Consider the following 11,565-nt stretch of genomic DNA (forward strand, 5'->3'; position numbering starts at 1 on the left):
TCGACGACATCGTCGTGTTCCACCCGCTGGACAAGGCGCAGATCAAGGAGATCGCGCGGATCCAGATGCGCGGGCTGGAGAGGCGCCTGGCCGAACGCGGCATCCGCATCGAGGTGTCGGACAAGGCGTTCGAGCTGCTGGGCAACGTCGGCTTCGACCCGGTCTACGGCGCGCGCCCGCTCAAGCGCGCGATCCAGCAGCAGCTGGAGAACCCGCTGGCACAGAAGATCCTCGGTGGCGAGTTCGTCAATGGCGACACGGTGAAGGTGGATGCCGAGGGCGGGCAGCTGGTGTTCGTCAAGGGGTAGCGGCAACAGCAACAGCAAATCCCCCGCTGCGCGCTTCGCGCTCCGCCGCCCCCTTTTTCGAAGGGGGCTATGAAGCAGCGGCAAAGGCCGGGTCGCACAATGCCCCCTTTGAAAAAGGGGGGCAGGCCGGCGCGCAGCGCCGGACGGGGGTTTTGCTCTTGATCCTGCGCAGCAACCAGTCCCCTCAACTCACCCCACCGTCCGCGCAGGCCGGTACGGCGGCGTGGCCATCACCATTTCCGCCAGCGAATAGGCCAGTTCGCGCTCGGCCAGCACCGCGCCGTCGGCGCCGTGCTCGAGCAGGTGCCTGACCTCGGTATCGCTGTGTGCGCGCGCCAGCACGGTCAGCCCGGGGTTGAGCGCCTTGAGACGGGCGATCGCTTCCCCGGCTTCCAGTGCGTGCGGGATCGCGAACACCGCCATCTTCGCGCGCTCGGGCCTGGCCTCGAGCATCACTTGCTCGGAGGCGATGTTGCCGCGCACGGTGGGGAAGTCCGCCTCGCGCGCGCTCGCCACCCGGTCGGCATCGCCCTCGACCACCACCACCGGTACGCCGCGCGCCTTGAGCAGCGCGGCGAGCTGGTTGCCCACGCGGCCGTAGCCGACGACGATCGCGTGGTCGGTGACTTCGTCGGGCACGTGGTGCGTCGCCGCGTCCGCGGCCAGGACCGCATCCGCGTCGCGCGCCTGCTGCGCCCGTTCGCCCTCGTCCTGCCGGGCCTGCCAGCGGTCGAGCAGGCGGAAGATCAGCGGGTTGAGCATGATCGAGATCAGCGCGCCGGCCAGGACCAGGTCCTGTGCCTCCGAGGGCATGAGCTCCAGGGTCACGCCGAGTCCGGCGATGATGAAGGCGAACTCGCCGATCTGCGCCAGGCTCGCCGAGATCGTCAGCGCGGTGCTGCGCGGATGCCCGAACGCACGCACGATCAGGTAGGCGGCCGCCGACTTGCCGAACACGATGATGAACGCGGTGGCCAGCACCAGCAGCGGCTGCTCGACCAGGATGTGCGGGTCGAACAGCATGCCCACGGAGACGAAGAACAGCACCGCGAATGCGTCGCGCATCGGCAGCGAGTCCTGCGCCGCCTTGTGGCTGAGTTCGGACTCGTTGAGCAGCATGCCGGCGAAGAACGCGCCCAGCGCGAACGAAACCCCGAACAGCTCGGCCGAGCCCACCGCGATGCCCAGCGCGATCGACAGCACCGCCAGCGTGAACAGCTCGCGCGAGCCGGTGCCGGCGGTGTGTTCGAGCAGCCACGGGATCACCCGTCGCCCGACCACCAGCATCACCGCGACGAACAGCCCCACCTGGATCAGCGTGGTCAGGATCTTGACCACGACGTCGCCGAAGGTGATCGCCTGCTCGCCGTTGGTGCCGAGCACGCTGGCGACGACCGGCATCAGCACCAGCGCCAGCACGCAGGCCAGGTCCTCGACGATCAGCCAGCCCACCGCGATGCGCCCGCGCCGGGTCTCCAGCAGGCGCCGCTCCTCCATCGCGCGCAGCAGCACCACGGTGCTGGCGGTGGCCAGCGAGAAGCCGAAGATGACGCCGTGCAGCGTCGGCCAGCCCAGCAGCGCCGACAGCCCCCAGCCCAGCAGGGTGGCGACGGTGATCTGCACGATCGCGCCGGGGATGGCGATCGCCTTCACCGCCATCAGGTCCTTGAGCGAGAAGTGCAGGCCGACGCCGAACATCAGCAGGATCACGCCGATCTCGGCCAGCTGCGGCGCCAGCGACTGGTCGCCGACGAAGCCCGGCGTGAACGGCCCGGCGATGATGCCGGCGACCAGGTAGCCCACCAGCGGCGACAGCCGCAGCCGCTGCGCGACCATGCCCAGCACGAAGGCCAGCACGAAGCCCACGCACAGGATGGCGATCAGCGAGGTGTGATGCGGCATCGAGGATCCGGCGGGGGACGGAAAACGATAGTGACCGGCCGGCACGATCGATGCAACGCGCGCAGGGCGGGAAACCTTGCAGGAGCGGCGGAAGCCGCGAGCTTTCCCGTCGGTCGTGACGGATACAAGCGGATACAAAAAGCTCGCGGCTCAAGCCGCTCCCACAACTGCCCTGCCTTTGATCGTCATCCCCGCGCAGAGCCTGCCCCCGAAACGCTTCTGATCTGGGGGGCAGTGGCTTGAACGGAGGGGGCAAGCTCGCGGCCGGCGCCGCGCCTGCCAGGGCGCGGCGTCGGCCACAGTGGTCACCAGGTGTAGGCGATCCGCCCGTACACGTACGCACCGTTGAAGCCGGTCGGCGACTGGCTGCTGTACGGGAACTGGTTGTGGTTGGCGTTCGCGGCGATGGTGCGGTCCGGGTACTCGTCCAGCAGGTTGTCCGCGCCCAGGGTCAGCGTCCACTGGTCGCTGGGCTTGAAGCTGGCCGAGGCATCGACCGTCCACGTCGCGCCGTAGGTCTGGTCGAGGGCCGGGTTGCCGCTTTCGCTCACGCGGGTGGTGAACTCGCCGTAGCGGGTTGCGCCCAGGTTGAACGCCCAGCGCGCGAGGTTCCAGTTCGCACCCAGGGTGACCTTGTCGCGCGGGAAGCCTTCCTCGATCCGGCCCTGCTCGTCGCGGCCCACGCGCCAGAACGTGGCGCCCAGGTCGTTGAGCACCTCGGGGTTGGGCGCAATGCGGGTGATCTCGGTCTTGTTGTAGTTGTAGCCGGCGGTGAAGGTGAGCGAGCCGCTGTCGAGGGCGACGTCGTAGCTGCCCACCACGTCGATGCCCTGGGTGCGCGTGTCGATGGCGTTGTTGAAGTAGCGCAGCGCGGTGACGCCGTTGATGCCCAGGTCCTCGAGCAGCTGTTGCGCGGCGGGGTTCTCGCCCACCAGCAGGTTGGACGAGAGCACGATGCGGTCGTCGATCTTGATCTGGTAGGCGTCGATGGTCACGTACAGCCGGTCCACCGGCTGCAGCACCAGGCCCAGGCTGTAGGACAGCGACGTCTCGGCCTGCAGCGGCTCGGCGCCCAGCGCGCGCGCGGCCGGGCTGGTAGCGGGGAAGGTGCCCGAGTCGAAGAAGCGGTCCAGCGCGCCGTTGTAGTTCGAGGTCACCACCTGGTAGTGCTGCTGCGACAGCGACGGCGCGCGAAAGCCGCTGGCCACGGTGCCACGCAGCGCCACCGCATCGCTGAACGCGTAGCGCGCCGAGAGCTTGCCCGAGGTCTCGCTGCCGAAGTCGCTGTAGTCCTCGTAGCGCCCGGCGATGCCGGCGGAGAACTTGTCCGTGAAGTCGGCCTCCAGGCCGGCATAGACGGCGTAGCTGTCGCGGTCGAAGTGGCCGGAGTTGGTCGGCGTGAAGCCCTGGAAGCCCTGTGCGCCACCGTTCTGGTACGACGCCGGCTCGCCGGGCGACTGGTTCCACTTCTCGCGCCGGTATTCGGCACCGAACGACAGCGTGGCCGGGTAGGCCAGGCCCCAGTCCAGGGTCTTGGTGACGTCGGCGTTGACCACGTTCTGGGTGTACTCGAGCGCGCCGTCGTAGAAGCTCGTCGGGCTGGCGGTGCCGAGGCTGTAGTTGATCGTGTTCTGCGTCTCGAAGCCGATGTGGTTGTAGCCGTAGTTGTAGCTCACGTCCCAGCTCCAGCCGGCGTCGTTGCCGCCCTTGAGGCCGGCGACCAGCGAGCGGTCCTGCGACAGCATCGCGATCTCCGGCACATAGCCGTCGGGATAGAACTGCGCCAGCAGCGCGCCCTGGCCGCTGTGGTTGCGCGAGCGGTGGAAGGCGAAGGAGGTGATGTCGCGGTTGCTGGCGATCGCGGTGGCGTAGGCGCTGATGCTGTCGCTGAAATCGAAGCCGGCGTTGGCCGACACTGCGGCCGCATCCACCTGCGGGTCGCCGTAGATGTAGCCCACTTCGCCCAGGCCCGGATTGTTGCCCTCGTTCGGCAGGCTGGTGGGGGTGAACGGCTGGAACGGGCCGGCGCGGTTGGTTTCGTCCTGCTGGCCGACCTGCCCGGCCAGGTGCACGAAGCCGCGGTCGTCGCCGAAGCGCAGGCCGGTGTTGCCGGAGAGCTGGTACTGGGCGCCGTCGCCGGCCGAATACTGGCCCGCGTCCACGGCCAGGCTGCCGCCGGTCTCGCTGCCCTTGAGCACGATGTTGACCACGCCGGCGATCGCGTCGGAGCCGTACTGCGCCGAAGCGCCGTCGCGCAGCACCTCGACGCGCGCGATCGCCGCGACCGGGATCGCATTCAAGTCCACCGCCGAAGACCCGCGGCCGATGCTGCCGTTGACGTTGAGCAGCGCCGACACGTGGCGGCGCTTGCCGTTGACCAGCACCAGCACCTGGTCGGGCGACAGGCCGCGCAGCTGCGCCGGGCGGATCGCGCTGGTGCCGTCGGTGACGGCCGGGCGCGGGAAGTTCAGCGACGGCAGCGCGCGCGCAAGGGCGGTGGCCAGTTCGGTGGTGCCGGTGGCGGTCAGCGCCTCCGGGGTGATGATGTCGATCGGCGACTGCGACTCGGCCACGGTGCGGTCGCTGACCCGGGTGCCGGTGACGATGACGGTGTCGAGCGTGTTGGCGTCGGCCCGGGGCGGCGCGGCGTCCTGGGCGAGGGCGGTGCCGCTGGCCAGGGCGGCGAGCAGGGCGATGGAAAGCGGGTGCAGGGCGTGGCGACGGGACATGGGGGACGTCCTTGCTTGGGGGGAGCCATCCGTTTAGCACGGGCGCGTTGGGCTGGCAATCTCTACATCCGCATGAAGAGATAGTTCTACTGGTGCAACAATGCGGTCCCCGTGTTTTTGCTGTTGTGGGAGCGGCTTCAGCCGCGAGCTTTTTGCCGGGGCGTGGCGCCGCGGCTCGCCGGTAGGGAAGAACTCGCGGCCGAGGCCGCTCCTACACGGGCGAAGGGCGCGCGGCGCGCGTGGCACCACGCGGCGCCTTGTAGAATGCGCGCCCCATGATCGCCTTCAAGAATTTCGCCCTGCGGCGCGGCGAGCGCCTGCTGTTGTCCGACGTCGACCTCACCTTGCATGCCGGCTGGCGCGTGGGCGTGGTCGGCCGCAACGGCACCGGCAAGTCGAGCCTGTTCGCCGCGGTGCGCGGCGAGGTCGAGGCCGACCGCGGCGACCTCGACCTGCCAACGCGCGTGCGCGTGGCCAGCATCGCCCAGGAAATGCCGTCGCTGCCCGACCCCGCGATCGACTTCGTGCTCGGCGGCGACGCCGTGGTGCACGCGGCGCTGCAGGCCGAGGCCAACGCATTCGCCAACGAGGACTGGGAAGCCGTTGCCGAAGCCCACCACCGGCTCGAGGAAGTCGGCGGCTACGACGCCGCGGCGCGCGCCGGCAAGCTGCTGCACGGGCTGGGCTTCCCGGCCGACACGCACCAGAACGCGGTGGCGACGTTTTCCGGCGGCTGGCGTGTGCGCCTGAACCTGGCGCGCGCGCTGATGACGCCGTCCGACATGCTGCTGCTCGACGAGCCGACCAACCATCTCGACCTCGACGCGGTGCTGTGGCTCGAACAATGGCTGCTGAAGTATCCCGGCACGCTCCTGCTGATCTCGCACGACCGCGAGTTCCTCGATAACGTCACCACGCACACGCTGCACCTGCATGGCGGCAAGGCGAAGCTGTACACCGGCGATTACACCTCGTTCGAACGCCAGCGCTCCGAGCAACTGCGGCTGCAGCAGATCACCCACGAGAAGGTGCAGGCCGAGCGCGCGCACCTGCAGAGCTTCATCGACCGCTTCAGCGCCAGCGCGGCGAAGGCCAAGCAGGCGCAGTCGCGGGTCAAGCGGCTGGCGAAGATGGCCGACACCGAAGCGGTGCGCGCCGAGCGCGAGGTGCGCATCGATTTCCCGGCGCCGCTGAAATTGCCGCATGCATTGATGCGCCTGAACCATGCCGACTGCGGGTACGCCGCCGTTCAATCCTCCGCTTCAACAAGGGAAGGGCAGCCCGCGTTGGAACCCTCCCCTTCAAGGGGAGGGCAGGGTGGGGATGGGGTCAAGATCCTTGCAGATGTCGGCTTCGGCCTCGAGGCCGGCGATCGCATCGGCCTGCTCGGCCCCAACGGCGCCGGCAAGTCGACCCTGGTCAAGACGCTCGTCGGCGAGCTGCCGCTGCTGTCCGGCGAGCGCTACGCGCACCCGGACCTGCGCATCGGCTACTTCGCCCAGCACACCGTCGAATCGCTGGTCGCCGGCACCTCGCCGATCGACCACCTGCGCGAGCTGTCGCCGAATGCCTCCACCCAGGATTTCCGCAACTTCCTCGGCAAGTGGAGCTTCCCCGGCGACCGCGCGTTCGAAAGCATCGACGGCTTCAGCGGCGGCGAACGCGCGCGCCTGGCGCTGGCATTGATCGCCTGGCAGCAGCCGAACGTGCTGCTGCTCGACGAACCGACCAACCACCTCGACCTCGAGATGCGCGAGGCGCTGGCCGAGGCGCTGAGCGATTTCGCCGGCGCGATCGTGCTGGTCTCGCATGATCGCCACCTCATCGGCCTGGTCAGCGACACCTACTGGCGCGTCGCCGACGGCGTGGTGAAGCCGTTCGACGGCGACCTCGACGAATACGCGGCGTGGCTGCGTTCGCGCCCCGCCACCGACCGCCCGGCCGCGGCGCCCGCAGCAGCGCCCGCGCCCGCAGCGAAAGTCGCGAAGCTGGCGAAGGTCAATCCGCACAAGCTGGCCCAGGCCGAGTCGCGGGTCGAGGCGCTGGCGGCGGAGCTTGCCGAGGTCGAGTCGAGCCTGGCCGACCCCGGCGCCTACGCCGATGGCGGCAAGCGCATCGCCGAACTCGGCACCCGGCAGGCCGCGCTGCGGGAGCAGATGGATGCGGCCGAAGCCGAACTGCTGGCACTCTACGACGCGGCCTGATGGCGCGCCGCTTACCCGGTGCACACACGGCACGCGGCGATAATCCCCGGCTGACCACCCGCGGCGGTGCCGGCCGGCGCCCGCACATGGAATGCGCATGAACCAGGAACTGATCTACCTGCTGCTGATCTTCGGCCTGCTCGTCATTCCGCGGGCGCTGCAGCGCTTCAAGATCCCCGCGCCGATCACCTGCCTGGTGTTCGGCATCGGTGCGATGCTGGCCTGGGGCGTGAAGACGCACGATCCGGTGGTGACGCTGCTGTCGACACTGGGCATCTCCTCGCTGTTCCTGTTCGCCGGGCTCGAAGTCGACCTGCGCGAGCTGCGGCGCGGGCTGTGGCCGCTGCTGACCCACCTGGCGATCCGGATGGTCACCCTGACCGGTGCTGCCTGGCTGGCCTGGCACTTTCTTGACCTGGGCTGGCAGGCGTCCGCGCTGCTGGCGTTGGCGTTGCTGACACCCTCGACCGGCTTCATCCTCGACACGCTCGAGCGCCTGGGCCTGGACGAGGAGGAGCGATTCTGGGTGACCAGCAAGGCGATCGCCGGCGAACTGCTGGCGCTGGCGGCGCTGTTCGTGATCATGCAGGCCGGCGACCCGATGCAGCTGGGCGTGTCGACGCTGGTGATGCTGGGCATGCTGGTCGGACTGCCGATGCTGTTCATCGCCTTCGGGCGCTGGATCGTGCCGCATGCGCCGGGCTCGGAGTTTTCGCTGCTGGTGATGGTGGGTTTCCTGGCCGCGTTCATCACCTACAAGCTCGGCGTCTACTACCTCGTCGGCGCCTTCGTCGCCGGCCTGATCGCGCGCCTGCTGCGCATCCGCATGCCGCGGCTGGCGTCGAACGACAACATCCACGCGCTGCGCCTGTTCGCGACGTTCTTCGTGCCGTTCTATTTCTTCCACGCCGGGACCCTGGTTTCGCGCGATGCGCTGAGCTGGGAGGCGCTGGGACTGGGGCTGGTGATCACCGCGGCGGTGCTGCCGCTGCGGATCGGCACGGTCTGGCTGCAGCGGCGCGTGCTGTTCCGCGGCGAGCACAAGCGCAGCACCCTGCGCGTGTCGGTGGCGCTGGCGCCGACGCTGGTGTTCACCCTGGTGCTGGCGGAAATCCTGCACAGCCGTTTCGGGATTTCCGGCGCGCTGTCGGGCGCACTGATCCTGTACACCACGCTCAACACGCTGCTGCCGTCGCTGGTGCTGCGGATGCCGTTCGACGTCGATCCGATCGTCGATGGCTACGTGCATCCCGAGGACAAGAAGGCTGCCGAGAAGCAGGCCGCGACCGCAGCTGCCGCAGCGGACGAAGTCGAGCAGCCCGTCGTCGCCGACGGCGGGGCTTCGCGGGGCGCCTGAGAAGGTGACGGCGATTGCCGGCGCCGGCCCGGTCGGCTAGCTTGGCCGCATGGACATCCGCCTGCCCCTGCTGTCCCTTGCTGCGCTGGCGCTGTCCGCCTGCGCCACGTCCGCGCCGCCGGCTGGCGAGGCGCCCGCCGACGCCTTCATGGCCGCGCTCGCCAGCCACTGCGGGCAGGCGTTCGCCGGGCGCATCGTCGTCGACGAGCCGGCGGCGCCCGGCCCCGACGCCTTCGCCGGCAAGGCGCTGGTCATGCACGTGCGCGGCTGCGATGCACCGGCGCGCGAACTGCGGGTGCCGTTCCACGTTGGCGACGACCATTCGCGCACCTGGGTGATCACCCGCACCGTCGACGGCCTGCGCCTGAAGCACGACCATCGCCACGCCGACGGCAGCGAGGACGTGCTGACCATGTACGGCGGCGATACCGCCGCACCCGGCAGCGCGGTGCGCCAGGAGTTCCCGGTCGATGCCGAATCGATCGCGCTGTTCGAGCGCGAAGGCTCCGAGGCGTCGGTGACCAACACCTGGGCGATGGAAGTCGAGCCGGGCGAACGCTTCCTCTACGAGCTGTCGCGGCCGGGCGGGCGCCTGTTCCAGGTCGAGTTCGATCTCTCGCGTCCGGTCGACCTGCCGCCTCCGCCGTGGGGAGCCATGCGCCCTGGAAGCCCCTGAAGCATTGCCGCCATCCCTGCGTTCGCGGGAATGACGAGCAGAAGCCCAAGTCGCCCAGGTCTTCCCTGGCGCTTGTAATCCCCGGCCGCGGCCCCAGACTGGCGGCATCCAGCAACCATCGCCACTCGCCATGCCGATCTACGCCTATCGCTGCGCCGCCTGCGGCCACGACTTCGACCGCCTGCAGAAGCTGTCCGACCCCGATCCCGACGCGTGCCCGTCCTGCGGCGCCGGGGGCCAGGTGCGCCGGCAGCTGACTGCGCCGTCGTTCCGCCTGGCCGGCAGCGGCTGGTACGAGACCGACTTCAAGAAGGACGGCGACAAGAAGCGCAACCTGGTCGAGGGCACGGAAAGCGCTGCGGCCAGGCCCGAGGCCGCCAAGGCCGATGCGAAGACCGCCCCGGACGCGAAGCCGGCCGCCAAGCCGGCCGAAACCGCGAAGGCCGCGCCTGCCAAGCCCACGCCGGCTTCCTGAGCGCGACTGCGGCCGGGGCATCCCGGGCTAAAATACCGGGCTTTCCGGCGTCGACCGGACGATTTCTCCCCGGAGCCCCCATGCGTACCCATTTCTGCGGCCTCGTCGACGAGGCCCTGATCGGCCAGACCGTCACCCTGTGCGGCTGGGCCGACGTCGCCCGCGACCTCGGCGGCCTGTGCTTCATCGACCTGCGCGACCACGAGGGCATCGTGCAGGTGGTCGCCGAGCCCGGCGACGCCGAGGGCAACGCGGCGGTGGTCGCCACCGCGGCGAAGGTGGGCTACGAGGATTGCCTGCGCGTGACCGGCACCGTGCGCCGCCGCCAGTCGCCCAACGCGAAGATCCCCACCGGCCAGGTGGAAGTGGTCGCGACCGCGATCGAAGTGCTCAACAAGGCCGAGCCACTGCCGTTCCACGCCCACGAGAACCCGGGCGACGACATCCGCCTCAAGTACCGCTACCTCGACCTGCGCACGCCGAAGATGCAGCGCATGATGCGCACCCGCACCAGGCTGGTCGGCGCGCTGCGGCGCTGGCTCGACGCACGCGGCTTCCAGGACATCGAAACCCCGATCCTGACCAAGGCCACGCCCGAGGGCGCGCGCGACTTCCTGGTGCCGGCGCGCATGCATCCGGGCGAGTTCTACGCGCTGCCGCAGTCGCCGCAGCTGTTCAAGCAGATCCTGATGGTGGCCGGCTTCGATCGTTACTACCAGATCGCGCGCTGCTTCCGCGACGAAGCGCTGCGCGCCGACCGCCAGCTCGAGTTCACCCAGCTGGACATGGAGTTCGCCTGGGTCGACGAGAAGACCGTGCAGGACACCACGGAAGACATGATCCGCGAGGTGTTCCGCGAGGTGATGGACGTGGAACTGGGCGAGTTCCCGCGCATGACCTACGCCGAGGCGATGCGCCGCTACGGCTCGGACAAGCCGGACCTGCGCTTCGACATGGAGCTGGTCGACATCGCGGAGCTGGTCAAGGGCTGCGAATTCAAGGTCTTCACCGACTGGGCCAACGCCGATGATGGCCGCGTGGTCGCGCTGCGCGCGCCGGGCGCGGCCTCGCTGTCGCGCAAGCAGATCGATGAAGTGGCCGCGCACGCGGCGAAGTACGGCGCCAGGGGGCTGGCGTGGATGAAGGTCGAGGACGCCGGCAAGGGGCGCGAGGGCATCAATTCGCCGATCGCCAAGTTCCTCGACGACGCGACGCTGGCCGCGATCGCCCAGGCCACCGGCGCGCAGTCGGGCGACCTGCTGCTGTTCGGCGCGGCGACGTACAAGGTCGCCAGCGACTTCATGGGCGCGGTGCGGCTGAAGCTCGGCAAGGACCTGGGCCTCGTCAGCGAGGGCTGGAAGCCGCTGTGGGTGACCGATTTCCCGATGTTCGAGTGGGACGAGGAGGAAAGCCGCTACGTCGCGCTGCACCACCCGTTCACCGCGCCGGCCGTCGACGACGAGGCCGACCTGCGCGCGAACGCGAAGACCGCCGTCAGCCGCGGCTACGACATGGTGCTCAACGGCAACGAGATCGGCGGCGGCTCGATCCGCATCCACCGCTCGTCGATGCAGAGCGCGGTGTTCGAACTGCTGGGCATCGGCGCGGAAGAGGCGGAGGCCAAGTTCGGCTTCCTGCTCGACGCGCTGCGCTACGGCGCCCCGCCGCACGGTGGCATCGCGTTCGGCATCGACCGCATCGCCGCGCTGATGGCCGGCACCGAATCGATCCGCGACGTGATCGCCTTCCCCAAGACCACCACCGCGCAGTGCCTGATGACCGGCGCGCCGTCGCCGATCCCCGACAAGCAGCTGGCCGAGGTGCACGTGGCGGTGAGGCCGAAGCCGGCCGGCTGAGAGGGCCGCCGGTTGTTGCTCTTGTGGGAGCGGCTTCAGCCGCGAGCTTTGCTCCCTG

The 11,565-nt window shown here is 69.5% G+C and carries 7 protein-coding genes and 1 pseudogene; 6 read left to right on the forward strand and 2 right to left on the reverse strand.

Annotated features, from left to right (window positions below; all coding sequences use genetic code 11):
- Positions 1–308, forward strand: a pseudogene (locus tag ACFONC_RS02025) (type VI secretion system ATPase TssH); the annotation flags it as partial.
- A gap of 189 nt (positions 309–497) precedes the next feature.
- Here the strand turns inward: ACFONC_RS02025 and ybaL are convergent.
- Both ybaL and ACFONC_RS02035 read right to left on the reverse strand, forming a co-directional pair.
- Complete coding sequence (gene ybaL, locus ACFONC_RS02030; RefSeq protein WP_386741911.1) at positions 498–2,210, reverse strand: YbaL family putative K(+) efflux transporter; 1,713 nt, start codon at positions 2,208–2,210, stop codon at positions 498–500.
- A 305-nt stretch (positions 2,211–2,515) separates the two neighbouring features.
- Entirely contained in the window at positions 2,516–4,939 is a 2,424-nt protein-coding gene (locus ACFONC_RS02035) for a TonB-dependent receptor plug domain-containing protein (RefSeq protein ID WP_386741913.1), read from the reverse strand.
- Between the two features lie 275 nt (positions 4,940–5,214).
- Between ACFONC_RS02035 and ACFONC_RS02040 the strand changes: the two genes are divergently transcribed.
- The 5 genes from ACFONC_RS02040 to aspS all read left to right on the forward strand — a co-directional run bounded on the left by ACFONC_RS02040 (position 5,215) and on the right by aspS (position 11,507).
- The gene (locus tag ACFONC_RS02040) at positions 5,215–7,143 is read left to right on the forward strand and encodes an ABC-F family ATP-binding cassette domain-containing protein (protein WP_386741915.1); all 1,929 of its coding nucleotides are present in this window, start codon (positions 5,215–5,217) and stop codon (positions 7,141–7,143) included.
- Positions 7,144–7,240: 97 nt separating this feature from the next.
- Positions 7,241–8,500 carry a cation:proton antiporter gene (locus ACFONC_RS02045; RefSeq protein WP_386741917.1) on the forward strand — a complete coding sequence of 420 codons (1,260 nt, stop codon included), beginning with the start codon at positions 7,241–7,243 and terminating at the stop codon, positions 8,498–8,500.
- Between the two features lie 49 nt (positions 8,501–8,549).
- Entirely contained in the window at positions 8,550–9,176 is a 627-nt protein-coding gene (locus tag ACFONC_RS02050) for a hypothetical protein (protein WP_386741919.1), read from the forward strand.
- Between the two features lie 130 nt (positions 9,177–9,306).
- Positions 9,307–9,651 (forward strand): FmdB family zinc ribbon protein, encoded by a 345-nt coding sequence (locus tag ACFONC_RS02055; RefSeq protein ID WP_386741921.1) that lies wholly within the window; start codon positions 9,307–9,309, stop codon positions 9,649–9,651.
- Positions 9,652–9,731: 80 nt separating this feature from the next.
- On the forward strand, positions 9,732–11,507 hold the full coding sequence (gene aspS / locus ACFONC_RS02060; protein WP_386741923.1) for an aspartate--tRNA ligase: 1,776 nt from the start codon (positions 9,732–9,734) through the stop codon (positions 11,505–11,507).
- The last annotated feature ends 58 nt before the right edge of the window (positions 11,508–11,565 follow it).

It is taken from the genome of Luteimonas soli (assembly GCF_042648865.1).
GTDB classification, from domain to species: Bacteria; Pseudomonadota; Gammaproteobacteria; order Xanthomonadales; family Xanthomonadaceae; genus Luteimonas; species Luteimonas soli.

Excerpts from the sequence above, each read along its gene's own strand:
- ACFONC_RS02040 (WP_386741915.1), top strand. The coding sequence starts at position 5,215 with ATGATCGCCTTCAAGAATTTCGCCCTGCGGCGCGGCGAGCGCCTGCTG.
- aspS (WP_386741923.1), top strand. The coding sequence starts at position 9,732 with ATGCGTACCCATTTCTGCGGCCTCGTCGACGAGGCCCTGATCGGCCAG.
- ACFONC_RS02050 (WP_386741919.1), top strand. The coding sequence starts at position 8,550 with ATGGACATCCGCCTGCCCCTGCTGTCCCTTGCTGCGCTGGCGCTGTCC.
- ybaL (WP_386741911.1), bottom strand. The coding sequence starts at position 2,210 with ATGCCGCATCACACCTCGCTGATCGCCATCCTGTGCGTGGGCTTCGTG.
- ACFONC_RS02045 (WP_386741917.1), top strand. The coding sequence starts at position 7,241 with ATGAACCAGGAACTGATCTACCTGCTGCTGATCTTCGGCCTGCTCGTC.
- ACFONC_RS02055 (WP_386741921.1), top strand. The coding sequence starts at position 9,307 with ATGCCGATCTACGCCTATCGCTGCGCCGCCTGCGGCCACGACTTCGAC.
- ACFONC_RS02035 (WP_386741913.1), bottom strand. The coding sequence starts at position 4,939 with ATGTCCCGTCGCCACGCCCTGCACCCGCTTTCCATCGCCCTGCTCGCC.